Raw genomic sequence first — 25,231 nt, 5'->3', positions numbered from 1 at the left:
GGCACGACGACGCAGGAACTGTCGGCCTTGTCGTACGCAGGCAGCTTCGCGGGCGTTTCGATGGATGACCTGACCGCAGGCCTTAAAGGTCTGAACAAGTCACTGCTCGAAGCACGCGACCCGCTATCAGACTCCGCTGCCGCATTCAAGGCGCTCGGCCTGAACGTGAAAGAGCTTCAGGCGATGGACCCCGGCAAGGCTTTCGAAGCGATCGCGACGCAGTTCACGAAATATGCGGACGGCGCACAGAAAGCGGCGGTCGCCAATCAGGTGTTCGGCAAGCAGGCACAGGTGTTAATCCCGTTGCTCGATGGTGGCGCGGAAGGTATCGCGAAGGCACGCGCCGAAGCTGAAAAGCTCGGGCTGATCGTCAGCGGCTCGACCGCGCAGGCCATGAGCGACCTGAACGACGACCTGACGCGCATCGGCAACCTGACCAAAGGCGCGGCGGCAGTGATGGCGACCGAGCTTCAGCCTGCCATTACTGAAGTCGCACGCGTCCTCGCCGAGGCCGCGACCGAAGGCACGGTCTGGAATCAGGTGCTAACCAGCATCACATGGTCATGCAAACAGGCCATGTCGGTCATCATCGGCCTGACCGGAACTATCTCTGCATTCTCCCGCGTCACGACTGCACTCGGGCAGGCCCTGAACCAGCCGGCCAGCCTTGAGGGCATGAAGAACGCCGCGAGCCTTGTCTCGAATGCATGGAATCAGGCACGCGATGACCTCTCCAAGGTTCACGATGCGCAGCTGCGCGTCACGGCATCCGCGAGTCAGTCACAGAAGGCGATCGCCGCCGAGGCCGAGGCCGGAAAAAAGATCGACGGTCGTCCGGTGTTGCAGTTCACGCAGAACCTTGACGCGAATGCCGCCGCCGCGAAGAAAGCAAAAAAGGAAGTGGACGAGTACGCGAAGATGCTCGAAAGCCTTCAGGATCAGTATCGCAAACTCGCCGCCGAAGGCGACCCTATGAAGGAGCTAACGACCGATCCGAAGTATCAGGCGATGGCGAAGTGGCAGCAGGACAACCTGCGGGCACAGGTGCAGGCCAATGAGGATTTGAAGCGTGCGATCGACGCCCGCACGCAGGCTCAGGAGAACGCGAACAACGAGGACGCGCGGCAGTTTCAGGATGCTGCCGCGAAGATGAAAGCCGAGCAGGATCATATCGACGCGATATGGGCGTTCGCCGATGCACAGTCCCGCGCGGTCGATCCGACGATCGCCTATAAGGAAACCATCGACCAGTTGAACGAGGCCCTGGCCGATGGCGCGATCCTGCCGGATAACTATTCGAAGGCAGTGACGAAAGCCGCCGATGACCTGAAGAAAGCACAGAACAAGATCGACCCGATGGAGGCCTCGCTCAAGTCATTGCAGCAGGCCATCGAGGGCTTCGGCAAGCAGTCGTCCGATGCGATGGTTGACTTCGTATTCGCGACCAAGGATGTATCGGTGTCGTTCGGCCAGATGATTAGCTCCATCCTGAAAGACCTCGCCAAGATGCTGGTCTATCAGAACGTCATGAAGCCGCTGTTCGGCATGATTAGCGGCGGCGTCACTGGCGGCGGCTGGACATGGGGCGGCACTGGCAACCTCATGAGCGCGACGCCCCGCATGAGCGGCGGGCCTGTCTTTCCGGGCCAACTCTATGAGGTCAACGAGTTACCCGGACGCCGTGAGTACTTCATTCCCAACGTCCCCGGCAAGATCGCCACCGACGCAGGCGCGTCGGGCATGCCGAGCGTGACCGTCAACGTCCATATGCATAAGGACGATAGCGCGACACAGGACACCAAGGCGACCAACGAGCAGGCCGCCGAACTCGGCAACCGCATCGCCGCTGTATGCCGACAGGTGCTCGTCAGTGAGAAGCGCTCGGGCGGCATCCTCGCACCTGCGGCGGCACGCTAGGAGCCGATCATGACTGCGTTCGCAACGAAGCTGGCAGCGCTGCTGCCGACTTCGATCATTGACGGTGCTCGCCTGTTCGCCGACACCGAGCCGATACTCGTGCCGCAGGCCTCGGGCCTCATATTCGATTGGTGCGTCACGACCGCGAGCTATGACCTTGAGCCGCGCATCATCAAGGCGCAGTTCGGCGACGGCTATGCACAGCGCCGACCCGCAGGCATCAATACGCTGGCCTGCATGTGGTCTATCACGATCCGCAACGCTACCGAGAAAATTGCAGGTGAGGTTGTGCAGTTCCTGTCGGCCCGCAACGGTGTCGATGTTTTCAACTGGACGCCGCCACGGCAGACGGTCACGCAGGACGTTATCTGTCCATCGTGGAATCTCACGTATGGCGACATGCTTCAGAACGGCGACCTGCTCTATAACCTGTCGTTCAAGTTCGAGCAGGTGTTTCTATGAGCGTCAAGGGCGACATTCAAGGCCTCTCGCCGAGCGCCGAAATCGAACTCTTCACGCTCGACCTCGTACGCTATAACGAACCCGCGCTGCACTTCCATGCGGGCACGAACAAGCTCGAAAGCGATGTCGTGTGGCAGGGAGTGACCTATCAGCGCTATCCGGTGCAGGTCTCGGGCTTCGAGTGGAAAGGTCAAGGCACGCTGCCGCGCCCGCACTTCGCAGCGTCGAATGTGACCGGCATTATCTCGGCACTGTGCCGCCTGTACTCGGACCTCGTAGGCTGTCCGGTCATCCGCAAGCGCACACTGATGCGCTACCTCGATGAGGTCAACTTCCCGAACGGCAACCCGTTCGCGAACCCCAATGATGGCTTCCCCGATGACGTGTTCTACGTCAATCAGAAGCTGCGCGAATCGCTCGACACGATCGAGTTCGAACTCGCGACCGCGTTCGATACCGAAGGCAAGCTGCTGCCCGGTCGGCAGGTTATCTGCAACTCCTGCCCGTGGGCCTATCGCGGTGACGGATGCGGCTATGCAGGCCCGCCGGTCGCCGATATCAACGACAACTCGACAGCCGACCCGACGCAGGATAAGTGCGGCAAGCGCCTGAAATCCTGCAAGCTGCGGTTCGGTGCCGGCTGGATGACTTTCGGCGGCTTTCCCGGCGCTGGTCAGTACAGGTGAGCGAGCATGAACGATCCGCTGCTGTATGTCATTCCGCACGTCATCATTCATGCACAGTCGGAAATGCCACGCGAGTGCTGCGGCGTGGTCGTCGTGTTGCCCAGGACGAACAACGTGCATTACGTCGCCTGCAATAACATCAGGCAGGAGACCGAGCACTTCATCATCGACCCGAAAGACTATGTCCGCGCCGAGGATACCGGGCGCGTGGTGGCGATCGCGCATTCGCATGTCTATGAACCACCTGTGCCATCCCTCGCTGACCTCGCTGGCATCGAGCGCACCGGCCTGCCGTGGCTGATCGTCAATGTACCGATCGGCTCGCATACGATCACGCAGCCCTCAGGGTTCAAGGCTCCGCTGCTCGGTCGTCCCTTCGTGCATGGCGTGCATGACTGCTATGCCCTCGTGCGCGACGCCTATGCCGAGCAGGGCATCGCCCTGAATGACTACGCCCGCCGCTACGGCTGGTGGAATGACGAGGACGGCTCGAACCTCTATCGCGAAAACTTCGCCGCCGAGGGCTTCGTCCCGGTCATCGTGCATTCGCCAACAAGTGACGACCTCAAGCTGCTGCGGCCATTCGACCTGATCCTGATGAACATTCGCGCCCGCCGTGAGAACCACATGGCGATCTACCTCGGCGGCGGCGTCATCCTCCATCACCTCATCGGCACGGCGTCGCGCCGCGAGGCCTATCAGGAGTTTTACCAGCGCCGCACGACTGCCGTGCTGCGGCACCGCGACCTGATGCCTGCATCGGAGACCGACCATGCTGACAGTACGCCTGTACGGTGATTTGCGGCCCCGCTACGGGGCTGAGTTCCGGCTGGCCGTGCATTCCCCTGCTGAGGCGGTGCATGCCCTGTGTGTGCAGCTTCCCGGCCTGCGGAAATATTTCATCGACCACGGTGCGCAGCAGTTCCTCGTTCGCGGCATGTTCGGCGATGACCATGCGGACTATGACGAGTCGGATATGCATTACCCGCAGTCCGAGGGCGTGCTCAAGATCGTGCCGCTCGTGCAGGGGTCAGGAGCCGCCGCCAAGATCATCGCGGGCGCCGCGCTCGCTGTTATCGGGCTGGTTGCGTCACCCTACACAGGCGGGCTGTCGATGGCCCTTGTCTCGATGGGTGCGGCCCTCGCGATGGGCGGTATCGCTCAGCTACTCGCACCGCGCCAGAAAGGCACAGCGACCCCGGAGAAAGCAGACAACCAGCCTTCGCTGGCCTTCGATGGTGCAGTCAACACGATGGGCCAAGGCGGCCCTGTGCCGCTCGGCTATGGCCGCATGATCGTCGGCTCGCAGATTATCAGCGTCGGATTTTCGACCAATAACGAGATCGTCGTGTGATGGCCCATATCACGGAACTGACGCTGCCGCCGATCGCGGGCGCTGGCGGCGGTGGCGGCAAGGGCGGCGGCTCAGGCGGCTCGCGTGCTCCGGTTGAGGCTCCCGATTCGCTGCGCTCGATCCAGTACGCCCGCGTCATCAACCTGATTGGCGAAGGCGAGTTCGAGGAACTCGGCGACCCGACGAAGGTGTTCGTCGATGACACGCCGCTCGTCAACGCGGACGGGACATGGAACTTTAGCGGCGCAGGCATCGAGTACCGCAGCGGCACGGCCTCGCAGGCTCCGATATCAGGCTTCAGTGCGACCGAGGCCGAATCGACGGTCGGCGTCATCGTGACCGCTGCCGCGCCGGTCGTGCGCTCGGTGACCAATCCGAATATCACTTCGTTCCGGGTGACGATCGGCTTCCCGCAGATGACCAGCAGCGACCCGACGACTGGCGACCTCAACGGCGCGACAGTGCAGCTTGCGCTCGAACTGCAACGCAACGGCGGCGGCTTCAATCGGATCTATACCGACACCATCAGCGGCAAGACGACGAGCCGCTATCAGCGGTCCTACCGCATCGAACTGGCGAACCGCTTCAATCAGGCAGGCGGCACGTTTGACGTGCGCGTGGTGCGGCTCACGCCCGACCAAACCTCGTCGAACGTGCAGGACAAATTCCAGTGGGAGACCTACACCGAAATCGTCGACTCGCAGCTGACCTATCCGTACTCCGCGCTGTGCGGCGTGCAGATCGACGCATCGACATTCAAGCAGATTCCAAAGCTGTCGTTCGATTGCAAGATGCGCCGCGTTCAGGTGCCGAGCAACTACGATCCGACGACGCGGGCTTACACCGGCACATGGGACGGCACATTCAAGATCGCATGGAGCGATAACCCCGCGTGGATCATGTATGACCTTGCGACGACTGCACGCTTCGGCCTCGGCGGCTATATCAGCCCGAACTTGATCGACAAATGGACGCTGTACGTCATCGGCCAATACTGCGATGCGCTCGTGCCCGATGGCTTCGGCGGCATGGAGCCGCGCTATACCTGCAACGTGTATATCCAGCAACGGGCCGAAGCGATCGTGCTGCTTCAGCAGTTCGCCAGCATCTTTAACGGTGTGCTGTTCTGGTCGGGTAACACCCTGTCATTCGCCGCTGATATGCCCGCTGATATCAGCGTGGTCTATTCCCCGGCGAATGTCATCGACGGCGGGTTTACCTATGTCGGCACGCCGCTGAACCAGCGGCACACGACCGCGCTCATAACGTGGAATGATCCGGCGAACAAGTATCAGCAGGCGATCGAGTATGTTGAGGATGCGGACGCGATCGCGCAGTGGGGCGTGCGCAGCCTAGAGATACAGGCCTTCGGCTGCACGTCGCGCGGACAGGCGCACCGCATCGGTCGATGGGCCTTGCTCACTGAGCAGCTACTCGGCGAGACGGTCAGCCTGAAAACCGGCCTGAACGGTTCCTATAGCCGCCCCGGTGATATCTTCGCGACGACCGACCCGACTCGTGCAGGCCTGCGCATGGGCGGTCGCACGCTGCGCGGCAGCACAAGCACGCATGTCGTGCTCGATGCACCGGTCACGCTGACGAGCAATGTCGGCACGACGCTTTCGCTGTTCCTGCCGAACGGTCAGTTCGAGACACGCGCGCTCAACTCGATCGGCACGAACATGAGCGAGCTTGACGTGACCGCTGCATTCTCGATGCCGCCGACGCTCGGAACCGTGTGGTCGATCAGTGCCGCGAACCTCGTCAATGAGCAGTGGCGCTGCGTCGGCGTGACCGAGGACAGCGACCACAATATCGAGGTCTCGGGCGTCGCGTACCGGCCCGACAAGTTCGCCGCGATCGAGCAGGGTTTGCAGCTTCAGCCCTTGCCGACTTCCGTCATCGACCCGTTCAATGTCGGGCCATGCACCGAACTGAAGGTAACCGAAAGCAAGTACGCCATCAGCCCGGTCGTCGTCGGGGCCAGGGCGACGTTCTCATGGCTGCCGCCGCTCGGCGCGGTGCGCTTCACGGTCATCTATCAGAAGCAGGGCGACGCCGCAGTGACGATCGACACCGGCATGCCCTCGGTTGATATCCAGCCGACCGAGGAAGGCCTCTGGACCTTTACCGTCATCGCGATCAACTCGATCGGCGTGCGCTCACCCGCCGCGACGCTTCAGGTGCAACTGCGAGCCTTGAATCAGCCGCCGCAGGACATGCAAGGCTTCCAGCTTGATATCTATAACGACAGTGCGCAGCTTGCGTGGTTGCCCGCAACCGACCTCGATGTGATAGTCGGCGGGCAGGTGCATATCCGGTACTCGGGTCGCATGACGACTTCAGTCACATGGGAAGAGACGAACCCGATCGCGCAGTTCGCAGGCTCGCAAAGCAATGGCTTCGTGCCGCTGATGAAAGGCACGTACCTCGGCAAGTTCGTCAACTCGTCGGGAGCCTTCAGCACGAACGCGGCCTATATCATCAGCACGACCGGCCCGCTGCGGGACTACAACCTGATTTATGACGTTGCGCAGGACCCGACCTTCGCCGGCACGAAGAACGGCATGGTGGTCCGCACAGGCGTGCTGTATATCGCACAGAACGCGGACGGCACCGCTGTCACGACGAGGCCGACCTACACCTTCAGTCCTACATATATCGACCTCGGCAAGGTGTACACGATTCGCTGCTCGGCCTATATGGACGGCGCGATGTATAGCCTGCTCGATGACGTGGACAAGTGGCCCGACTTCGATGCACGGCCTGACGTGGACGGCTCGAAGATCGACGAAGGCGGCGCGGTCGTCATGGTCTCGATGACCAACGTCGATCCGAGCAAGGCCGTCGCGACTGACTGGAGCGCATACAAGCGGCTCGTCGTGGCCGACCTCACATTCCGCGCGGTGCGCTTCATGTTGCAGGAGGTCGTGCCCGACAACACGACCGGCATCGGCATCATTGATTTGGGCGTCAAGGTCGATGTTCCCGACCGCATCGAGTCGCGCAATAACGTGCCCGTCGCTGCCGCAGGCACGACGATCAAGTTCACGGTCCCGTTCAAGGATGCGCCCGCAATCAGCATCATCGCGCAGGGCCTCGCGAGCGGTGACAAGTGGGCCATCACCGGACAGACCGCGATCCAGTTCACGATCCAGTTCCAGAACTCAAGCGGCACCGGCATCGCCAAGACATGCGACTGGATCGCACGCGGCTACGGCTACGAGCATACCGACCTGCTCGGCATCGGCGCTGCTGACCTTGAGCGCGGCGACCTCGATGTGCTGATCGCGCAGCGCGCGGCAATCGGCCCTGTGATGCAACGCTCGAACGAACTCGGAGAACTGCTATGACGCAAGTAACCAGCTATCAAGTCCCGGCCCATCCGTCAGGGCTGGACATGCGCACGCAACTGAACGCGATCGTGCTCGCGCTCGTCGGTGACAACGCAGGCCCGACCGCACCATTGCCGACCTATCCCGGCATGATGTGGGGCGACACGACCGCGAACCGGTTGAAGCGACGCACGAACGCCAACGATGCTTGGATCGACCTCGGGCCGATCGACAACTTCCTGAGCGAGGTCAAGGCGAGCGTCGCGAACTGCGTGTTGCGCACAGGTGACACGATGACCGGGTCGCTGACCCTCGCCGCGACCGGCGTCATCTCGCAACCGCTCATGATGAAGGCAGGCAGCTATAGCCCGCACATTCGCAGCAACAATTCGATGTACGGCTTCGAATGGGTCAATGGCGCGAACAATGCCGTGCCGATGTGGCTCACCGATGCGGGCACGCTTCAGGTCGCGCAGGGCTTCACGACCGGCGCGCAGGGCGAAGTCCGATACCAACATTCGAAGGGCACTATCCGCGTGCGCGGCGATGGCGGCATCGGCTATAACGGCGGCTTCGGCTTCGTCAATAGCGCAGGCACCGCATGGCGTTTTCAGATGTCCGACGAAGGCTATTGGAGTCTGCCGAACTACGGACAAGGCCCGCTCAACATCAGCAACAGCGTCGCCGCGCCCGACACGAACGGCTATCAAGGCACGCTCGGCGCAGGCTTCATCAAGCTGAACGAATACAACTACGGGGCCTATCTCGACTTCGCGCGTGCGCGCTCGCAAGACTTTGTGTGGCGTCAGCATTACAACTTTAACAATGGCTATCTTGAGTTCATCTGCAACGGCGGCGGCTCAATGTATATGACGTCCGATGGCAATTTCTATGCATCGGCGGTCGGCTGGCTGAGCAACATCAACGGGGCCATCGCAGGCAAGGCGAACGCAGGTGCGCGCGCGCAATGGGATTCAGGCGTCAATGAGTGGGGGCCGATCAATGGGCCGACGACGCTCGACATGGGTGCGCCGTGGGTGATGGAAGGCTGGCGCACGAACTCGAACGGCAATTGGGTCAGCGGCGCACAGTGGATTCGCGGGGTCGTGCTGAGGAACCAATGATGACGAACGAAGAGCTTTTCTATCTGCTGCAAAAGTTCTATCCGGGCACGATCAACGGCACGCACTATCTCACCGGGCATCGGCTCGACACAGAGGGCAAGCAGTTCGGCGAGGCCTTCCTGCAATTCTGGAATTTGCCTGACCCGCAACCGAGTAAGGGCCAGTTACTCGGCTGGTGGGACGAGCACAAGGCAGAGATTCAGGACACCGTGGCGGGCGTGCATCATCGCTGGGAGCGGGCCGAGCGGCTGCTCAGGGCCGATGCGCTCGTGTACCGTGCAGAGGATGCGGGCGACGAACCGAGAGCAGCAGCGGCGCGGGCGTACCGGCAGGCCCTTCGTGACGTGCCGCAGCAGGCCGGGTTCCCGCATGCCTTCGCATGGCCTGTGCCGCCCGAGGATGACGAAGTGCAGAACGTCGCGCGTCGTGACGCCGTGCTCGCCGAAGTCGAAAAGGCCGCGGCGAATCCGCGTGCGGTCCAGTGCATGCCTGACGACCTGCTGCCGTCTGCTGAGCATGTCATCGTCCCGGACTTGCTACCGGACCCACCGCCACCGATGCAGCAGTATGGCAACCTTGAGGCGCACTATGCCGCGCAAGGCATTGCACCTGCGGCCCCGCCAGCAGTCCCATCGGCACCGGGCGATGCAGAGATAGCGGACCAAGGCCCGCAGCCCATTGTGCCGGTTCTAGGTCAGCCAGCCGACACCGACGACCTGCCGCATCCGCCTGACCAACTTCCGCCGCTGCCCGATGTGCCGGTCGAGCCTACGCCGGAACCTGAGCCTGTGTCGTTCACGCCGAGTCCTGAGCCGCCTATCGACAGCGGCGGCAATGCGGCCGTTCTGAATGAACTCGCGATGATGACGGACCCGGTTGCGAAGCTGCACGCCTTCCTGTCGGCGAACCCGGACGTGGCAAACCTGATCGAAAGCTACGTGCCGCCTGCGCCTGAGCCGCCACCCGATGACGGCGGTACGACATGAACGCGCGGCAATGGAAGGTCGCGACGCGCTTCGTGCTGCTCGCCTGTATCGCCGCGCTCGGCATCGTCACGATCGCAGCAGTCCTCACGTCTTGCACGCTCGTCTATGTGCGCGGCAATGACATATCCCTAGAGCAGATCGGCGGGCACAACGGCTGGACCCTAACGCCAGCGACACGCGACACGCCGAGCCTGCGCGAACGCATCTTTGGTCAAGGGCCGTTCGAGCCTAAGCCCGAAGTACCCCGGCAGCATCAACCCTTGGAGAGAGAGCAGCCATGAAAGTCAAGATCGAGAATCAGGGCGACAGTGATATCCGCGTCGTGACGGATCACGACACGATCAACGACACCACGCTAGAGGCAGGCGCGACCGACGTGTTCGAGTCGAATGACGAGGGCGTCATCGAACTGCGGGAACTCGGCAGCGGCAGCAGTGAGCAGCAGGAGGATGACCAGCGCGAGCAGGCCTGAGGGACGAAAAAAAGCCCGCGAGGACAGCGGGCCGGAAGGTGTTTCAACGCGATTCAATTATAGGCCGAGCAGCCACACGATATGCTCGCGCACGTAGTCAAGACTCATGCGCGGGTCGGCATCGTAGCCGCCTCGTGCTGTCCCGACCCAGACGCCGCGACCGACTAGCGGCTGATGCGGCCACAAGGTGCAGAAGAACAGCGCCTGCTCAGGCTTAAACAATCCTTCCTCGTCAACGTAGATCACGTCGCCCTCGGTGTCGTCTGGATAGACAGCCTGCACAAGGTCGCAGCCGATCGCCTTGTAAAGCTCCTGTAGTCGGTCCTGTGTGCCTGAGCCGTCGCGCTCGAACTCGGTGACGGTCTGCATGAATGGGTCAATCAGATACGCTTTCATGGTGTTTCTCAAATGATGACGGCGACCAGACCGGTTACTGCAATGCAGATCAACAGCAGGCCGCACGCTATATAGGTAGTCGGGTTAGAGAGCAGCTTTCGCATTGCGCTTGTCGAGAAAGCGCTTGGCGGCATACATACCGGGCAGCGCGACAGAGAGGAACAGGCCTACGTCGCTCGGATGATGGGAGCCGCCCATCGCAGCGAAGGCCGTACCACCGAAAAGACCGAGCAGGAACAGCGACAGGTACTTCATGGCCCGACCGAAGCGCGGGAAGTTCTTGAACAGCCAAGCCAAGCAGACAACAATTACTAGAAATGCGGCAATGCCAATCATGACGTTCTCTCAATCTTGTAAAAGCGGAAGTTCGTGCCCTGTGCATCGTGCTGGATGCCGTAACAGAGCGTGACGGTGTAATGCGTGTCCTCGCCGAAGCGGGCGGCTTCGCGCACGGCCTTTTCGAGGGCATTGCGTGACCACTTGCTTTTCTCTGGCTCAAGCAGGCAGTCGCCTGCACGCATGCAGGCAATCCGCGCCACCAGTGACACACTCGGGACTGCGGTTTCGACCGTGGACATTAACGGCTCCATCCGAGGCTTTCCGTCACCTGTCCGGGCAGATACCCGACCTGCTCGCCTTCAGCGAGATAGACCATGAAGCCATCATCGGTAAGCAGTTCAGCGACTTGTCCGATCTTGTATTCGAGCGGCCAGCTAGGTTGATGTGCGAATCGCACTTCGGCCTGCGGCGGCAGGCCTTCTAATACTTCCATCAGTTCTTCGACAGTCATTCGGTTACCTAAGGGTTATGGGTGAAACAGGGTTTTTTGATATGACATGCTGCCCTGAGACACCAATATATTCGTACCCCATACCATAGGGTACGAGAACCCGTTGGCGAACCGCTCTAACCTGGAAGGCTTGTCATGCAAGGCCTTCAGGGCCCTCCGACGCTAGGCTGGCATAATGCCCAGTCGTCATTTCTTCTGAGGCTTTTATGCCTGATCTGAAAGAAGTCCACGAGACCGCGAACGCCATCATCGGGATGTTCGATCGTGAACTCCTGCCGCGTATCATCGTGCAGGCCGACAATGACGCGGCGAAGATGTCCGCCTGTCTTACGTTGTCGATGTTCGAGCAGTTTCACGCCGCCATGAAGTTAAGCAGGCTTGGCCTAGCAAGTCATGCGGCAGGACCGATTCGGTCGATGCTTGATGGGCTCGGCGACCTACTGAACTTATCGAGGGACCCAGCCTATCTGGACTCGATGAAGCTCTATACCGCTCAGGAGAACGGTAAGCTATTCAACGAGCTTCTGGGTAGCAAAAATATCGATGACGACATGAGACGCACGCTCGAAACATGGGTCGGAGTAAACAAGCCGATCGTCGCGGAGCTATTGGCCCGGCAGGTTAGGACGTTCGGACTTAAGGACAAGCTAAAGAAAGTCGACGTGGAGCCGATGTATGTGTCCTATCGAGTGCTGTGTGCGTTCGTCCATTCGAACGCGACGACCTTGCTGCAACGGCACGACAGTGGAGCGTCGCCAGTGCTTGAGTATCGCGCAGCGATAAGGCCCGAGGTGGTGGTCATGCTGCATAACCTCGCCGTCGACTACCTCATTCGCTGTGTGAACGAGATACCCAAGTTCTCGACCGGCGTGTCTGCCGAGGAAGTCGACACGATGACGACGAAGGCAGTGGCTATGTGGCGAGAGGTGGCGCCTGCGCCCGAAGGCGAGTAGGCGTCTGAGGTCGTCGCCGTCGTCGTCGGTGCCTGCTGCTGTGGGAGGACGAGGCCGAATGTCCTCGTCGCCCATGTTCTGGTTACTGCCAGTTGAGATGTCCGGCGGAAAGGGCCTTGAACTTTGTATCCAGGACGACTCGCCCAGAATTCGGCAGGTTGGCGATCAGGTAATCAATACATTCGATGAGTCGTTGGTTCACAACGCTGCGCTTGATAACAGTGAGAGCGGCGCAGGCTTGCACCCGGCAAATGGTTCGCTCAAGTTGTGATTGAATTTCGTAGCTAGTCAACGATGCAAGAGCCTGCCAGCCAAATTGATCTCCGAGTAGCGCTAGTAGCCGGTCATAATAAGGCTTCGCTCGCGGCGACACTCCATCGTTGTAAGAAACGCCTCTTCCGATCCGGCATGTGAGGAAGACCTTGATGAGCTTGTTCGCAAAGTTCGGCAAGATATCCGGCTGCGAGACAATGTATGAAGCCAGCGTGTCTGCAACCGGGGCTTCGTGATGAAAGTTGTCCCATCCGTTGTGTTTTTCCAGCAATTCGTCAAGTAATGCATCGACTTGCAGGGCTTTTTCAGAAGGTGAACGGAAGGCGTTGCCTCCGACGGCGGCAAAGAACTGCTCACCAAGGAGGTGTTTGTCCGCGTATAGATTTGTGTTGTAACCTTCGAGCGTCAGTCCAAGCTTGTACTTCGTTTCAACGTCGCTAGACGCCCACACGGTCACCGCCAGTATGGAGATGTTCTTTCGAACCTGCGGGTCAGTGTCAGCCGCAACATAGATCCCGAACATGGTGCGAAGCATGTGGCCACAGTGATGCGACGCGAGGGATTTGATCTTCTGCTCGATGCTCGCTTGATTGGCAGGCTCGAACGGCTTGGTGTAGGTGCGAAGATTTTGAATGAACGCTTGTACTTGAAGTGCGGCCTCCGTCGGTTGGTCGTTGAGGACGTCCTGTATGCATGTGGTCAACCAGCCGAGCAATTCATATGCGTTGATCACATAGTTAGTCGGATGCGAGATTCCAATATCGTTCCGCATATCAAGGATGTGCTTCAGCTTTTTATGAGTTGTCTCGGCAATCAACTCAAGCTTGCGGCAGGTGTCTAGCAGTACCGCATCCTTCAATGAACGAAGGTCGTCCTCAGACTTATAGAATTCCCGCGCCTTGCCTCCAACGGCAGCGTCGTAGAAGATGTCGAGGCCATAGGCAACGACTTTTTTATGCAGGTTAAGGACAACCTCGTTCCAGACGGCATTAAGCGAATAGTCGAATAGCCCGAACCCGGCCCCAACGACAAATTTGGACAAATAGCGAGCGTCCTTCTTAACCTCGGGAGGAAGCGACGCTATAACGTTTGGAAGGGCTTGTCCAATGATGGCTCTTTGATCCTGCGCGGCGATTATGTTGTCGTGTGGCAGCCCGATGTTTTTCAGGAAGTCCACGATTCTTTGCGCCTGTGGGTCGACAAGCTCCATCGACTGCTTCGGGGTTAGTTCGTTCATGCCGGTTGATAGTTAGAAGGTTGGTGTGTGAAGGAGCCGTCGCGGCGTGTTGTAGGTCGAAGTTACTCACGTGCGTCACGTCGATGCACAGAACCGCACGCGGTGCGAACACGAGTCAACGGCCCCAAGACTAATGTTAGAAATGGGGTCCTACGGAAGGTCGGCGCGCTGCGCCTCGTAGTCAAATTGAAGCTGAGGCGAGAGGGCCGGCATCGGCACTTCCCACGTCAAGATAGCGTTGACCCCGTTCTCAGCCGCATGCTTCGCAAGCGTCGTGTCGCCCGTGTATAGCGATTCAACCCGATTCGCTTTCGCGATGGCGATCACTTGACGGTCGAACTTTACCTTGGCCTTCGTTTCATTAGGCGTGAGCTTTCTCTTTCGTTTTGAATCGCCATCTTCAATCATGGCGCATTCGATGGCTGCGCGTTGATCGAAAGCAGCGACCGAAAAAACCCGAGAGCCCGCAAAGACTTGCACCCGCTTGTCTTTGTCGTGTCCGCCTTCGACAAGGTACTCGGCCAAGACCGGTGTAGGGATGAGAATACGTTGCTTCGACATGCTCAGGCGGCGAATCAAGTGATTAATGCGCTCTGCGCACTGCGTCAGTGGCTCTCCAGTCGTTGGGTCGAGCGGGACCTTGTAATCGCCGTCGAAGGCGAGTGCGAGAAAAGATGTATCAAACACTACCATCAGTGCAACCCGTCACTTTCGCCTCTTAAGGCGGTAATGTAGCCGTCGATGTCGTCATGCTTGCTCCAGCCGGAACTTTCCAGCTTACGGAGCCGATCTGTAACTTCGAGAAGTGTTTCATCGTCTAGGACGCTGAACTCGTTAATCTTCAGCGAAGTGACATGCCATGCACCGTCTTCTCGACGCTCCCAGCGAGCATCACCGTTTACACGCAGAATCGGACCTTTGTAGAGATAAGGTGCCAGGTCTTGTGCAAGCTGGCGGCTGATCTCGCCGTGCCATGAGCGGCCGTCTGGGTCGATGATTGTGGCGTGAGCGCTTTTATCCCGACCGCCGACTCTCACGAGTTCGCCGTCGAATGTTGCAGGTTCGGTGAACGGTCCAAATGTAAGTGGTCGCGGTAGATCTTTGCCTGGGAATCGGAGGACGACGGCACCCATTTCTTGGCCAAGGAAGCGTTGGCGGAGTTCGCCGGTCGCGTTATCGTCACGAAGCAGAGCGTTCAGTTCGTCGAATCCAATGCGGGCATCGTTTGCAGCTTCCCCTCTGCTAAGGTCGGCGATGCGTGCTGACACTTTCGATGCGGCCTCAACATCGACCTTCAGCACAGGCATAGTGCTACCTTCTTCGATGTGATCGAGGTGGACGTTGGCATCGTTCCCGAATAGCCTTGCAAGCGAAGTCATGTACTTCGCGAGGCGCTCCATCGGTATTGTTCCCGGCGTGAAGGCGCCTATCCGAAACAGATATTCGTCTTGGTCGTCCATGTCTATAAGCCTCCGCTTCGTCAGGGCACCGTCGCGCATGGAGCAGCAGCACCGAACGTAGCTCCGCAAAACCGAGCTAAGCTCGCGGATACTTCCCTATTTTCAGTCGTTAATTCGTCGACAGTGATCATATCAATGTCGGGGCGCTCAAGAAAAGGGGGCAGCACCACATGTCTGTTCATATCCCAATTTTGGCATTCACTGTGCCATCAAAATGGGACATGCGACGTCCGTGCGCGACTGGGACGCCTTACGCCGGCTTTTTAGCGGTTATTCTTGTGCGGCGGGTGAGGCGCGACGACCGGCTGTTGGATGGAGTGTTGGATGGAAAAGAGGGATTTTTCCTGAAAATCCCTATTCACACGGGTTTGAGCCTCGTTCCCGTCTTTGCTGCTGCAAAGAAAGTAACCAAAGAAACAGCTTTCCCCAGCCTAAGCACTTCACACCGGCCGCGGCACAGGCGATTGGCCTAATGGCCCGGCAGTAGCGAGTGCCCTCGAAGGTCTCGCGGGGCTTGGACCGCGCACGGTCTGACGAGCCATACCCTTGAGCGCGCTGGTTCAGCACCAAAGAGCTTCGGCACAGCGCTACGCGCTGCCGTTGGGTATGCGAGGGAAACCGTCGAAGAAGCGCACGCGGACCCGATTGACCCATCGGCCGCGAAGCGGGCCGGAGCCATTTCGTGCTGAACCAGTCAGTGAAGCGGTGCGATGCGTCAGACCGTGCGCGAGCCAAGCCCGAATGGGCCTTCGAGGGCGACACTTAGGCGAGTGCCACCACGGGCTGGCAAGCATGGCCAACGTGCGTGTGACCGCGGGCGATGAGAAGCTGCTTTCTTTGGTTACTTTCTTTGCAGCAGTGTATAGACCGGGGACATCGCTGACAGGTGTGCGGGGACATGGTTGACACTTTCGGGCATGCAACGCCCGAGACCAATCATGCCGTGGAACCCCCAAAACATCATGCAACTTCGCCTTGATTTCGTGAGCCTTGCGCTCAAGCGCGAGATCCCGTTCAGTGAGCTGTGCCGGCGTTTCGGCATCAGCCGGCAGACGGGATACAAGATACTCAGACGTTATGAAGTGGGCGGCGATCAAGCGCTTGCCGATCTCTCCCGTCGCCCGCTCACCAGCCCGCGCATCAGTGCGCCGGAGCTCGAGCAGCAGGTGCTGCAACTGCGCGATGCCCACCCGGCTTGGGGCGCGCGTAAGCTCAGCCGACGCCTCGTCGATATGGGGCTGGCCAGGCTGGCACCCAGCACGGTCAATTCGATCCTGCATCGCCACGGGCGCATCGGCCAGAAGGCCTCGGCCGATGCCACCGCCTGGCAGCGCTTTGAGCGCGGCGAGCCCAACGAGCTGTGGCAGATGGACTTCAAAGGCGATTTCCTCATACTCGATCAGACGCGCTGTTTCCCGCTCACCGTGCTGGACGATCATTCGCGCTACAACGTGGTGCTGCACGCGTGCGGCGCCACCGATGGCAACACCGTGCGCGCCCAGTTGGAGCGCGCCTTCACCTGCTACGGCCTGCCCGCCCAGATCAACACTGACAACGGCGCGCCCTGGGGCTCGCCGGGCAAGCCCGGCCAGCTCTCGGAGCTGGCCATCTGGCTGATTCGCCTGGGCATTCGTGTCACCTACAGCCGTCCCTATCACCCGCAGACCAACGGCAAGGACGAACGCTTTCACCGCTCGCTGAAAGCCGAAGTGCTCAACGGGCGCAGCTTCACCACCCAGGCTCAGGTACAGAGCGAATTTGATTACTGGCGCGAGATTTACAACCACCAGCGCCCGCATCAGGGCATCGGCATGGCCACGCCGATCACGCGCTATCGCAGCAGCCCGCGCGCGATGCCCAGCACGCTGGCGCCGATCGAGTACGGTCCCGACGACGAAGTGTTGCGCGTGGGCTGGAACGGCAAGATAACGTTTCGAGGCTACCAACTACGCGTATCGAGCGCATTGCATCGATTGGACGTGGCAGCGCGTATGAACCCGGAAATTGCAGACGCCTATGATTTTTATTTCGCTCATCATCGACTCATGACCTTTGACCCAAATCAGCCCGATGCGTCAAGATAGAAGTGTCAGCTATGTCTCCGCACATGTGTCAACCATGTCTCCGGTCCATACACAGCAGCAAAGAAAGTGACCCCCGCCCCGGGGAGGGGCAGTGCTAATAGACCACCGCGAAACCGGGATCCGGCGAAAACCCAACTCAGTCACGCACACGGGATTCGGGCGAAAAAACCCAACTCAATCAACCGTGCGATCATTAGGATTGGCAAACAACGCCTTCATCTCCGGCGACATCGGGAATTCCAGGTTCATACCATCCGGCGGAATCGGCCGCATGAACCAGGTGTCGTAGAGCTTCGCAGCTTCGCCAGAACGCTGCATATTGGCGATCACATCATCCACGATGCGCTTGAACACCGGATCGCCCTTTCTCATCATGCATCCATACGCCTCATTCGCCAGCGATGCGCCCGTCACCGTATATTCATTGCGCGCGGCGCCTTCCTGAGCGATCTTGCCGTAGAGAAGCGGATCGTCCATCACGAAAGCCACCGCGCGATCCGACTTCAGCGCGGCGAACGCTTCCGCATGATCGCGCGCGCTGATAATGCGCAGATTCAGCTTCTTGTCGATGCTCATCTGCCGCAACATGCGCTCATCCGATGTGCCCGCCGTCGTCGCCACCGTCTTGTTCGCGAGGTCCGCGTAATCGCGGATGCCCGACTTCTTCTTCACGGCCATGCGGATGCCGTACTGAAAGAAGCTGTTCGAAAACGCGACGAGCGGATCGCGGTCGGCCACATGCGCGGTCGAGCCGCATTCCAGATCGACCTGATTGTTCACGACATACGAGATGCGGTTCGCCGACGTGACCTGCACGTTCTTCACCGCGAGATTCGGCAATTTGAGGCGCTTCTTGATTTCGTCGACGACTTTCAGCGCGATGTCGTACGAGTAGCCGACCGGCTGCTGCTTCACCGTGTACGAAAACGGCACCGACGACTCGCGTGTGCCGAGCACGATCGCGCCGTTCTCCACGATCTTGCGCAGCGTCGCGGAAGGCGGCATCTGATCGACGGTGGCCTGCGCCGTGGTGAGTTCGGCAGCGGTGGCGCCATGCGCGCCGGCGGATGCGAGCACGAGCCACGAGGCGAGGGCGGCACTTCGTTGCGCCCAGGTGCGATGCGGCGCGAAGGCATGCGGCAGCTTCATGGATGTCCTCGTTAGAAGCGGCGTGCGGTGAGTCCGGCGAGATTCACCGAGTGCGCCGCGTGGCTGCGCGGCGCCTTTGTTACGTCGATATCAGGCCGGTTTGCCCCAGCTGTCGCGCAGGCTCACGATGCGGTTGAACACCGGCTTGCCCGGCTGCGAATCCACACGGTCCGCGACGAAATAGCCGTGCCGCTCGAACTGGACGCGGTCTTCGGCGTTCGCATCGCGCGCGCTCGGCTCGAGATACGCGTTCACGACGCGCTTCGAATCCGGGTTGAGCGCATCGAGGAATTCCGCGCCGCCCGCGCCGGGCTGCGGTTCCTTGAAGAGACGGTCATAGAGGCGCACTTCGGCCGCATACGCGGTGGCCGCGCTGACCCAGTGGATCGTGCCCTTCACCTTGTAGTTGTTCGCGCCTTCCGTGCCCGACCGGCTGTCCGGGAAGTAGTTGCAATGGACGGCGATCACGTTGCCGTTTTCGTCCTTGTCCGCGCCCGTGCATTCCACGACGAAGCCGTATTTCAGGCGCACCTTGTTGCCCGGGAAGAGGCGGAAATAGCCCTTCGGCGGCGTTTCCTGAAAGTCCTCGCGCTCGATCCACAACTCGCGCGAGAACGGGAACGTGCGCACGCCGCGATCCGGATGATGCGGATGCACCGGCGCGCTGCACGACTCGCTCTGTCCTTCCGGATAGTTGTCGATGATGAGCTTGAGCGGATCGAGCACGCCGATCGCGCGCGGCGCTTTCTCGTCGAGATCGTCGCGCAGTGCGCCTTCGAGCACGCTCATGTCGATCCACGAATCGACCTTGGTGACACCGACGCGCTCGACCATCAAGCGGATGCTTTCCGGCGTGAAGCCGCGCCGGCGCACACCGACAATGGTCGGCATGCGCGGATCGTCCCAGCCATCGACGTGATTGTCCTGCACGAGCTGCAGCAGCTTGCGCTTGCTCGTGATCGCATACGTGAGATTCAGGCGCGAGAACTCGATCTGCTGCGGCAGCGGACGTTGAAACACGCCGTCGTCAGCGAGCTGCGCGAGGAACCAGTCATAGAGCGGCCGATGATCCTCGAATTCCAGCGTGCAGAGCGAGTGCGTGATGTTCTCGATCGCGTCCGACACGCAGTGCGCGTAGTCGTACATCGGGTAGATGCACCACGTGTCGCCCGTGCGGTAATGATGCGCGAAGCGGATGCGATAGATCACCGGATCGCGCATGTTGAAGTTCGGCGACGCCATGTCGATCTTCGCGCGCAGCACGTGCTCGCCTTCCTTGAACTCGCCCGCCTTCATGCGGCGGAAGAGGTCGAGGTTCTCTTCGGGCGTACGCGAGCGATACGGCGAGTCGATGCCCGCTTCGGTGGCCGAGCCGCGCGTCGCGCGCATCTCTTCGGCGGTCTGACTGTCGACGTACGCCTGGCCCTTGGCGATGAGCATCTCGGCGAACTCGTACAGCTTGTCGTAGTAGTCGCTCGCGAAATATTTGTGCTCCGCGCCGTCCTTGTTCCAGTCGAAGCCGAGCCATTTCACGGCGTCGATGATCGAATCGACGTATTCGACGCTTTCCTTCTCGGGGTTCGTGTCGTCGAAGCGCAGATGGCACACGCCGCCGTAAGCCGCGGCGAGGCCGAAGTTCACGCAGATGCTCTTCGCATGGCCGATGTGCAGATAGCCGTTCGGCTCGGGCGGAAAGCGCGTCTCGACCCGCTGCGCCCATTTGCCGGAGCGGTTGTCGTCTTCGATGATGTTGCGAATGAAATTGGATGGCGCCGGAGCGTCGTTGCGATCGGTGTTCATGCGAAAGAGAGTGCCAGCGGATGCGCTCGCGCGCGTGAAACGGTTCGGGAAGCGTTCCTTGCGGCCAGCCGGCCAGAAACGCGTACGAATGCCTTGAATATTGGGTCGATTCTACCTTACGCAACCATCGAGGGCAGGCCGCGACGGCGTTCGTCGCGCGATTCGCACAGTCGCCTCCTTTTGTCCTTTTGCGAGTTCCATTACACGGTGTGTGCGCGATAACGCGCTTCGTAACCGCCGTAACGGGACGTAAATCGCGTTGAAAGGCACGGGTGCGCGATTCTAAGATCGGCTCGCCTGCATCGATCGCAGGCATGCACGAAAAGCACGACACATCACAACGATAAAACAAGGAAGCCCATCATGAAGAAGATCGCCCTCACGACGCTCAGGTTCGCCGCTGCAGCCGCGCTCGTATCGAGCCTCGCGGCCTGCGCGAACGTGTCCCGCCAGCAGGCGCACGCCGGAGTCGGCGCGGCCGCGGGCGGCGCGCTCGGCTATCTGGTCACGGGCGGGCCGATCGGCACTGTCGCGGGCGCGGCGGCGGGCGGTCTGATCGGCGCCGGCGTTCGCTGATCTCCGCTCAGATTGCCTTCGACGCCCGCAACTGCGCGATTTTCGCCTCGTCGTAACCGAGCACTTCGGCGAGTACGCTCGTCGTGTGCTCGCCCAGTAACGGCGGATGCGTGCGCGCTTCGGGCGGCGTCGCGCTCATCTTGATCGGACTCGCGACGACCTTCACCGTGCCGGCCGTCGGATGCGGCAAATCGATCTGCATCTTGCGCGCGAGCACCTGCGGATCTTCGAACACTTCGCCCAGATCGTTGATCGGACCGCACGGCACGCCCGCGGCTTCGAGTTCCGCGATCCATTCGTGCTTGCCCTTCAGCCGCACCATGTCCGCGAGAATGGGCACGAGGATGTCGCGGTTGCGCACGCGCGACGGGTTCGCCGTGAAACGCGGATCGTCGGCCAGATCCGCACGACCGCCGACGTCCACGAACTTGCGGAACTGCCCGTCGTTGCCCACGGCGACGATGATCCAGCCATCGCTCGTCTGGAAGGTCTGATACGGCACGATGTTCGGATGCGCATTGCCCCAGCGCACCGGCGGCGTGCCGCTCGCGAGAAAGTTGGTGTTCATGTTGGCGAGCATCGCGACCTGAACATCCAGCAGTGCCATGTCGATGTATTGGCCTTCGCCCGTGCGGTCGCGGTGCGCGAGCGCGGTGAGCACGCCGATGGTCGCGTACATGCCGGTCATCAGGTCCGCGATCGCCACGCCGGCCTTTTGCGGACCGCCGCCGGGCTGGCCGTCGCGCTCGCCGGTGATGCTCATGAACCCGCCGATGCCCTGCACGATGAAGTCGTAGCCCGCGCGCTGCGCATACGGCCCGGTCTGTCCGAAGCCCGTGACCGAGCAATAGACGAGGTCCGGCTTCACGGTCTTCAGCGATTCGTAGTCGAGCCCGTACTTCTTCAGTTGCCCGGCCTTGTAGTTCTCCAGCACGACATCGCTTTGCGCGGCCAGCTCGCGGACGATCCGCTGGCCTTCCGGCGTGGCGATATCCACCGTCACGGAACGCTTGTTGCGGTTCGCGGCGAGATAGTACGCGGCCTCGTGCGTGTCCTCGCCGCCGGGCGTCTTCAGGTAGGGCGGCCCCCAGTGGCGCGTGTCGTCGCCGGTTTCGGGCCGCTCGATCTTGATGACGTCCGCGCCGAAATCGGCGAGGGTCTGCGCGCACCACGGACCCGCCAGCACGCGGGTCAGGTCCAGCACGCGGATATGGCTCAAGGCTCCCATTCGATGGTTCGCTCGCTCAAATTGTCTCCGGACTGCGAATGTCGCACAGAACGGCCGCCCGCGCGAGACCGGACATACCGCGCGGACACGCCGCGCGCCCGGCTGCGCGCGGCGAATCCCGTATAATCGACAATCACCCTTGCCGCGCCGGCAACGCTCGAAGCGAGCCGCCCGCGAGCACCATCAAAGAACCGAAGACACGCCCCGTACGCTATGAAAGCCGCCGAAATACGCGAGAAATTCCTGAAGTTTTTCGAATCGAAGGGCCATACGATCGTGCGTTCGTCGAGCCTCGTGCCCGGCAACGACCCGACGCTGCTCTTCACCAACTCGGGCATGGTCCAGTTCAAGGACGTGTTCCTGGGCAGCGAATCGCGTCCGTACTCGCGCGCGACCACCGCGCAGCGCAGCGTGCGCGCGGGCGGCAAACACAACGATCTGGAGAACGTCGGCTACACCGCGCGCCATCACACGTTCTTCGAGATGCTCGGCAACTTCTCGTTCGGCGATTACTTCAAGCGCGACGCCATCCACTATTGCTGGGAACTGCTGACCAAGGTCTACAACCTGCCGGCGGAAAAACTCACGGTGACCGTCTACCAGGAAGACGACGAAGCCTTCGACATCTGGGCGAAGGAAATCGGCGTGCCGGTCGAGCGCATCATCCGTATCGGCGACAACAAGGGCGCGCGCTACGCATCGGACAACTTCTGGCAGATGGCCGACACCGGCCCGTGCGGTCCGTGCTCCGAAGTGTTCTACGACCACGGCCCGGAAATCTGGGGTGGCCCGCCGGGGTCTCCTGAAGAAGACGGCGACCGTTTCATCGAGATCTGGAATCTCGTGTTCATGCAGTTCAACCGCGACGCGCAGGGCAACATGACGCCGCTGCCCAAGCAGTGCGTCGATACGGGCATGGGCCTCGAACGGCTCGCCGCCGTGCTGCAGCATGTGCACAGCAACTACGAAATCGATCTGTTCCAGACGCTCATCAAGGCCGCGAGCCGCGAGACGAACACCGAAGATCTGGAAAACAACTCGCTGAAGGTGATCGCGGACCACATCCGCGCGTGCTCGTTCCTCATCGTCGATGGCGTGATTCCCGGCAACGAAGGCCGCGGCTACGTGCTGCGCCGGATCGTGCGCCGCGCGATCCGTCACGGCTACAAGCTCGGCAAGAAGGGCGCGTTCTTCCACAAGCTCGTGACCGATCTCGTCGCGGAAATGGGGGCGGCGTACCCCGAACTGAAGGAAGCGCAGCAGCGCGTGACCGACGTGCTGCGTCAGGAAGAAGAGCGCTTTTTCGAGACCATCGAGCACGGCATGTCGATTCTCGAAGGCGAACTCGCGGATCTGGAAAAGAAGGGCGTCAAGCAACTGGACGGCGAACTGGCGTTCAAGCTGCACGACACCTACGGCTTTCCGCTCGACCTGACCGCCGACGTGTGCCGCGAGCGCGACGTGACCGTCGACGAACCCGCATTCGACGACGCGATGGCGCGTCAGCGCGATCAGGCCCGCGCGGCGGGCAAGTTCAAGATCGCGGCGGGCCTCGAATACGCGGGCGCGAAGTCCACGTTCCACGGCTACGAAAAGGAAATCTTCGACGACGCGAAAATTCTCGCGCTGTATGTCGAAGGCGCATCGGTGAATGAGGCGAAGGACGGCCAGCAGGCGGTCGTCGTGCTCGATCACACGCCGTTCTATGCGGAATCGGGCGGCCAGGTGGGCGATCAGGGCGTGCTCGCGAACGCGAATGTGCGCTTCGCCGTCGCGGATACCTTGAAAGTGCAGGCCGATGTCGTCGGTCATCACGGCACGGTCGAGCAGGGCACGCTCAAGGTCGGCGATGTCGTGAAGGCCGAAATCGACGCCATTCGCCGCGCCCGCACCGCGCGCAACCACTCGGCCACGCACCTGATGCACAAGGCGCTGCGCGACGTGCTCGGCGGCCACGTGCAGCAGAAGGGCTCGCTCGTCGATGCCGACAAGACGCGCTTCGACTTCGCGCACAACGCGCCGATGACGGACGACGAAATCCGCCGCGTCGAGCAGATCGTGAACAACGAGATCATCGCGAACGCGCCGGGCGTCGTGCGCGTGATGCCGTACGACGACGCGGTGAAGGGCGGCGCGATGGCGCTCTTCGGCGAAAAGTACGGCGACACGGTACGCGTGCTCGATCTCGGCTTCTCGCGCGAACTTTGCGGCGGGACGCACGTGCAGCGCACGGGCGACATCGGCTTCTTCAAGATCGTGATGGAAGGCGGCGTCGCGGCGGGCATTCGCCGCGTCGAGGCGATCACTGGCGACAATGCAGTGCGCTACGTGCAGGAGCTCGATTCCCGCATCAACGCGGCGGCGGGCGTGCTGAAGGCGCAGCCGTCCGAACTCACGCAGCGTATTTCGCAGGTTCAGGAGCATGTGAAGTCGCTGGAGAAGGAGCTCGGCGCGCTGAAGTCGAAGCTCGCAGCCAGTCAGGGCGATGAACTCGTGTCGCAGGCCGTCGATGTGTCCGGCGTGCGCGTGCTCGCCGCGCAGCTCGAAGGCGCGGACGTGAAGACGCTGCGCGAAACCGTCGACAAGCTGAAGGACAAGCTCAAGAGCGCGGCGATCGTGCTTGCGTCGGTGGAGGGCGGAAAGGTCAGCCTGATCGCGGGCGTGACGGCGGATGCGTCGAAGAAGGTGAAGGCGGGTGAACTCGTCAATTTCGTCGCGCAGCAGGTTGGTGGGAAGGGCGGCGGCCGTCCGGATATGGCGCAGGCGGGGGGCACGGAACCGGCGAATTTGCCGGCCGCGCTCGCCGGCGTGACTGGTTGGGTGCAGCAGCAGCTCTAGAGCGGATGTTCATTCGGCGGATGTCTGTCAAGTTCGCCGGATCCCGTTTTCTTGTCGGTCTATTGGCACTGCCCCTCCCCGGGGCGGGGGTCACTTTCTTTGCTGCTGCAA

At 61.0% G+C, this 25,231-nt stretch carries 24 protein-coding genes; 14 read left to right on the top strand and 10 right to left on the bottom strand.

Going from position 1 to position 25,231, the window contains the following annotated elements:
• The first annotated feature begins 60 nt into the window (after positions 1 to 60).
• The 10 genes from IAG25_RS15700 to IAG25_RS15655 are packed head-to-tail and all read left to right on the top strand — an operon-like array spanning position 61 to position 10,336.
• Positions 61 to 1,917: a hypothetical protein gene (locus IAG25_RS15700; RefSeq protein WP_187605701.1), complete on the top strand. Its 1,857-nt coding sequence runs from the start codon at positions 61 to 63 to the stop codon at positions 1,915 to 1,917.
• A gap of 9 nt (positions 1,918 to 1,926) precedes the next feature.
• The gene (locus tag IAG25_RS15695) at positions 1,927 to 2,379 is read left to right on the top strand and encodes a phage tail protein (protein ID WP_187605700.1); all 453 of its coding nucleotides are present in this window, start codon (positions 1,927 to 1,929) and stop codon (positions 2,377 to 2,379) included.
• On the top strand, positions 2,376 to 3,065 hold the full coding sequence (locus tag IAG25_RS15690) for a phage minor tail protein L (RefSeq protein WP_187605699.1): 690 nt from the start codon (positions 2,376 to 2,378) through the stop codon (positions 3,063 to 3,065). The genes IAG25_RS15695 and IAG25_RS15690 overlap by 4 nt, the downstream gene beginning before the upstream one ends.
• A 6-nt stretch (positions 3,066 to 3,071) precedes the next feature.
• Positions 3,072 to 3,863, top strand: a complete 792-nt coding sequence (locus IAG25_RS15685; RefSeq protein WP_187605698.1) for a C40 family peptidase — start codon at positions 3,072 to 3,074, stop codon at positions 3,861 to 3,863.
• Entirely contained in the window at positions 3,838 to 4,419 is a 582-nt protein-coding gene (locus tag IAG25_RS15680) for a tail assembly protein (protein ID WP_187605697.1), read from the top strand. Before IAG25_RS15685 ends, IAG25_RS15680 begins: the two co-directional genes overlap by 26 nt.
• On the top strand, positions 4,419 to 7,772 hold the full coding sequence (locus tag IAG25_RS15675) for a host specificity protein J (protein WP_187605696.1): 3,354 nt from the start codon (positions 4,419 to 4,421) through the stop codon (positions 7,770 to 7,772). The genes IAG25_RS15680 and IAG25_RS15675 overlap by 1 nt, the downstream gene beginning before the upstream one ends.
• Positions 7,769 to 8,878 carry a hypothetical protein gene (locus IAG25_RS15670; RefSeq protein ID WP_187605695.1) on the top strand — a complete coding sequence of 370 codons (1,110 nt, stop codon included), beginning with the start codon at positions 7,769 to 7,771 and terminating at the stop codon, positions 8,876 to 8,878. Before IAG25_RS15675 ends, IAG25_RS15670 begins: the two co-directional genes overlap by 4 nt.
• Positions 8,875 to 9,864 carry an XkdW family protein gene (locus IAG25_RS42045; protein ID WP_187605694.1) on the top strand — a complete coding sequence of 330 codons (990 nt, stop codon included), beginning with the start codon at positions 8,875 to 8,877 and terminating at the stop codon, positions 9,862 to 9,864. Before IAG25_RS15670 ends, IAG25_RS42045 begins: the two co-directional genes overlap by 4 nt.
• Positions 9,861 to 10,145 carry a hypothetical protein gene (locus IAG25_RS15660; RefSeq protein ID WP_187605693.1) on the top strand — a complete coding sequence of 95 codons (285 nt, stop codon included), beginning with the start codon at positions 9,861 to 9,863 and terminating at the stop codon, positions 10,143 to 10,145. Before IAG25_RS42045 ends, IAG25_RS15660 begins: the two co-directional genes overlap by 4 nt.
• Positions 10,142 to 10,336 (top strand): hypothetical protein, encoded by a 195-nt coding sequence (locus IAG25_RS15655; RefSeq protein WP_187605691.1) that lies wholly within the window; start codon positions 10,142 to 10,144, stop codon positions 10,334 to 10,336. Before IAG25_RS15660 ends, IAG25_RS15655 begins: the two co-directional genes overlap by 4 nt.
• A gap of 57 nt (positions 10,337 to 10,393) precedes the next feature.
• On the opposite strand, the gene IAG25_RS15650 is transcribed toward IAG25_RS15655, so the two are convergent.
• The 4 genes from IAG25_RS15650 to IAG25_RS15635 all read right to left on the bottom strand — a co-directional run bounded on the left by IAG25_RS15650 (position 10,394) and on the right by IAG25_RS15635 (position 11,504).
• Positions 10,394 to 10,732, bottom strand: a complete 339-nt coding sequence (locus IAG25_RS15650) for a DUF3846 domain-containing protein (protein WP_187605689.1) — start codon at positions 10,730 to 10,732, stop codon at positions 10,394 to 10,396.
• Positions 10,733 to 10,816: 84 nt separating this feature from the next.
• The gene (locus IAG25_RS15645) at positions 10,817 to 11,068 is read right to left on the bottom strand and encodes a hypothetical protein (protein WP_187605687.1); all 252 of its coding nucleotides are present in this window, start codon (positions 11,066 to 11,068) and stop codon (positions 10,817 to 10,819) included.
• Complete coding sequence (locus tag IAG25_RS15640; RefSeq protein ID WP_187605684.1) at positions 11,065 to 11,310, bottom strand: hypothetical protein; 246 nt, start codon at positions 11,308 to 11,310, stop codon at positions 11,065 to 11,067. Before IAG25_RS15640 ends, IAG25_RS15645 begins: the two co-directional genes overlap by 4 nt.
• Positions 11,310 to 11,504, bottom strand: coding sequence for a hypothetical protein (locus IAG25_RS15635; protein WP_187605683.1), 195 nt, complete (start codon positions 11,502 to 11,504; stop codon positions 11,310 to 11,312). The genes IAG25_RS15640 and IAG25_RS15635 overlap by 1 nt, the downstream gene beginning before the upstream one ends.
• Positions 11,505 to 11,728: 224 nt before the next feature.
• On the opposite strand from IAG25_RS15635, the gene IAG25_RS15630 reads away from it, so the two are divergent.
• A complete protein-coding gene (locus IAG25_RS15630; RefSeq protein WP_187605681.1) occupies positions 11,729 to 12,475 on the top strand; it encodes a DUF5677 domain-containing protein in 747 nt (248 codons plus the stop codon).
• Positions 12,476 to 12,557: 82 nt separating this feature from the next.
• On the opposite strand, the gene IAG25_RS15625 is transcribed toward IAG25_RS15630, so the two are convergent.
• The 3 genes from IAG25_RS15625 to IAG25_RS15615 all read right to left on the bottom strand — a co-directional run bounded on the left by IAG25_RS15625 (position 12,558) and on the right by IAG25_RS15615 (position 15,445).
• Positions 12,558 to 13,985, bottom strand: a complete 1,428-nt coding sequence (locus IAG25_RS15625) for a hypothetical protein (protein ID WP_187605679.1) — start codon at positions 13,983 to 13,985, stop codon at positions 12,558 to 12,560.
• Positions 13,986 to 14,135: 150 nt separating this feature from the next.
• A complete protein-coding gene (locus IAG25_RS15620; protein WP_187605677.1) occupies positions 14,136 to 14,678 on the bottom strand; it encodes a VapC toxin family PIN domain ribonuclease in 543 nt (180 codons plus the stop codon).
• Positions 14,678 to 15,445, bottom strand: a complete 768-nt coding sequence (locus IAG25_RS15615; RefSeq protein ID WP_187605675.1) for a hypothetical protein — start codon at positions 15,443 to 15,445, stop codon at positions 14,678 to 14,680. The genes IAG25_RS15620 and IAG25_RS15615 overlap by 1 nt, the downstream gene beginning before the upstream one ends.
• A 938-nt stretch (positions 15,446 to 16,383) precedes the next feature.
• Here IAG25_RS15615 and IAG25_RS15610 point away from each other — a divergent pair.
• Positions 16,384 to 17,529, top strand: coding sequence for an IS481 family transposase (locus tag IAG25_RS15610; RefSeq protein WP_187605673.1), 1,146 nt, complete (start codon positions 16,384 to 16,386; stop codon positions 17,527 to 17,529).
• Positions 17,530 to 17,703: 174 nt separating this feature from the next.
• Here the strand turns inward: IAG25_RS15610 and IAG25_RS15605 are convergent, their stop codons facing one another.
• Positions 17,704 to 18,678 carry a transporter substrate-binding domain-containing protein gene (locus tag IAG25_RS15605; RefSeq protein ID WP_187605671.1) on the bottom strand — a complete coding sequence of 325 codons (975 nt, stop codon included), beginning with the start codon at positions 18,676 to 18,678 and terminating at the stop codon, positions 17,704 to 17,706.
• Between the two features lie 90 nt (positions 18,679 to 18,768).
• Complete coding sequence (locus tag IAG25_RS15600; RefSeq protein WP_187605670.1) at positions 18,769 to 20,478, bottom strand: glutamine--tRNA ligase/YqeY domain fusion protein; 1,710 nt, start codon at positions 20,476 to 20,478, stop codon at positions 18,769 to 18,771.
• Positions 20,479 to 20,841: 363 nt separating this feature from the next.
• On the opposite strand from IAG25_RS15600, the gene IAG25_RS15595 reads away from it, so the two are divergent.
• The gene (locus IAG25_RS15595) at positions 20,842 to 21,054 is read left to right on the top strand and encodes a hypothetical protein (protein WP_035510797.1); all 213 of its coding nucleotides are present in this window, start codon (positions 20,842 to 20,844) and stop codon (positions 21,052 to 21,054) included.
• A 7-nt stretch (positions 21,055 to 21,061) separates the two neighbouring features.
• Here IAG25_RS15595 and IAG25_RS15590 read toward each other — a convergent pair whose 3' ends face one another.
• Entirely contained in the window at positions 21,062 to 22,282 is a 1,221-nt protein-coding gene (locus tag IAG25_RS15590; RefSeq protein ID WP_187605668.1) for a CaiB/BaiF CoA transferase family protein, read from the bottom strand.
• 213 nt (positions 22,283 to 22,495) lie between these two features.
• Between IAG25_RS15590 and alaS the strand changes: the two genes are divergently transcribed.
• Complete coding sequence (gene alaS / locus IAG25_RS15585) at positions 22,496 to 25,120, top strand: alanine--tRNA ligase (protein WP_187605666.1); 2,625 nt, start codon at positions 22,496 to 22,498, stop codon at positions 25,118 to 25,120.
• Positions 25,121 to 25,231 lie beyond the last annotated feature (111 nt).

The sequence above is a fragment of the Caballeronia sp. EK genome (assembly GCF_014384845.1).
Taxonomy (GTDB): Bacteria; Pseudomonadota; Gammaproteobacteria; order Burkholderiales; family Burkholderiaceae; genus Caballeronia; species Caballeronia jiangsuensis.
The sequence above is the reverse complement of the archived record's forward strand: the minus strand, read 5'-3'. Positions and strand labels throughout refer to the sequence as shown.

What these genes read in the sequence shown, in the direction of transcription:
- IAG25_RS15625 (WP_187605679.1), bottom strand. Translation starts at nt 13,985, where the DNA reads ATGAACGAACTAACCCCGAAGCAGTCGATGGAGCTTGTCGACCCACAG.
- IAG25_RS15655 (WP_187605691.1), top strand. Translation starts at nt 10,142, where the DNA reads ATGAAAGTCAAGATCGAGAATCAGGGCGACAGTGATATCCGCGTCGTG.
- IAG25_RS15695 (WP_187605700.1), top strand. Translation starts at nt 1,927, where the DNA reads ATGACTGCGTTCGCAACGAAGCTGGCAGCGCTGCTGCCGACTTCGATC.
- IAG25_RS15600 (WP_187605670.1), bottom strand. Translation starts at nt 20,478, where the DNA reads ATGAACACCGATCGCAACGACGCTCCGGCGCCATCCAATTTCATTCGC.
- IAG25_RS15650 (WP_187605689.1), bottom strand. Translation starts at nt 10,732, where the DNA reads ATGAAAGCGTATCTGATTGACCCATTCATGCAGACCGTCACCGAGTTC.
- IAG25_RS15680 (WP_187605697.1), top strand. Translation starts at nt 3,838, where the DNA reads ATGCTGACAGTACGCCTGTACGGTGATTTGCGGCCCCGCTACGGGGCT.
- IAG25_RS15615 (WP_187605675.1), bottom strand. Translation starts at nt 15,445, where the DNA reads ATGGACGACCAAGACGAATATCTGTTTCGGATAGGCGCCTTCACGCCG.
- IAG25_RS15635 (WP_187605683.1), bottom strand. Translation starts at nt 11,504, where the DNA reads ATGGAAGTATTAGAAGGCCTGCCGCCGCAGGCCGAAGTGCGATTCGCA.
- IAG25_RS15595 (WP_035510797.1), top strand. Translation starts at nt 20,842, where the DNA reads ATGAAGAAGATCGCCCTCACGACGCTCAGGTTCGCCGCTGCAGCCGCG.
- IAG25_RS15645 (WP_187605687.1), bottom strand. Translation starts at nt 11,068, where the DNA reads ATGATTGGCATTGCCGCATTTCTAGTAATTGTTGTCTGCTTGGCTTGG.
- alaS (WP_187605666.1), top strand. Translation starts at nt 22,496, where the DNA reads ATGAAAGCCGCCGAAATACGCGAGAAATTCCTGAAGTTTTTCGAATCG.
- IAG25_RS15690 (WP_187605699.1), top strand. Translation starts at nt 2,376, where the DNA reads ATGAGCGTCAAGGGCGACATTCAAGGCCTCTCGCCGAGCGCCGAAATC.
- IAG25_RS42045 (WP_187605694.1), top strand. Translation starts at nt 8,875, where the DNA reads ATGATGACGAACGAAGAGCTTTTCTATCTGCTGCAAAAGTTCTATCCG.
- IAG25_RS15630 (WP_187605681.1), top strand. Translation starts at nt 11,729, where the DNA reads ATGCCTGATCTGAAAGAAGTCCACGAGACCGCGAACGCCATCATCGGG.
- IAG25_RS15605 (WP_187605671.1), bottom strand. Translation starts at nt 18,678, where the DNA reads ATGAAGCTGCCGCATGCCTTCGCGCCGCATCGCACCTGGGCGCAACGA.
- IAG25_RS15640 (WP_187605684.1), bottom strand. Translation starts at nt 11,310, where the DNA reads ATGTCCACGGTCGAAACCGCAGTCCCGAGTGTGTCACTGGTGGCGCGG.
- IAG25_RS15590 (WP_187605668.1), bottom strand. Translation starts at nt 22,282, where the DNA reads ATGGGAGCCTTGAGCCATATCCGCGTGCTGGACCTGACCCGCGTGCTG.
- IAG25_RS15700 (WP_187605701.1), top strand. Translation starts at nt 61, where the DNA reads ATGGATGACCTGACCGCAGGCCTTAAAGGTCTGAACAAGTCACTGCTC.
- IAG25_RS15675 (WP_187605696.1), top strand. Translation starts at nt 4,419, where the DNA reads ATGGCCCATATCACGGAACTGACGCTGCCGCCGATCGCGGGCGCTGGC.
- IAG25_RS15620 (WP_187605677.1), bottom strand. Translation starts at nt 14,678, where the DNA reads ATGGTAGTGTTTGATACATCTTTTCTCGCACTCGCCTTCGACGGCGAT.
- IAG25_RS15660 (WP_187605693.1), top strand. Translation starts at nt 9,861, where the DNA reads ATGAACGCGCGGCAATGGAAGGTCGCGACGCGCTTCGTGCTGCTCGCC.
- IAG25_RS15670 (WP_187605695.1), top strand. Translation starts at nt 7,769, where the DNA reads ATGACGCAAGTAACCAGCTATCAAGTCCCGGCCCATCCGTCAGGGCTG.
- IAG25_RS15610 (WP_187605673.1), top strand. Translation starts at nt 16,384, where the DNA reads ATGCCGTGGAACCCCCAAAACATCATGCAACTTCGCCTTGATTTCGTG.
- IAG25_RS15685 (WP_187605698.1), top strand. Translation starts at nt 3,072, where the DNA reads ATGAACGATCCGCTGCTGTATGTCATTCCGCACGTCATCATTCATGCA.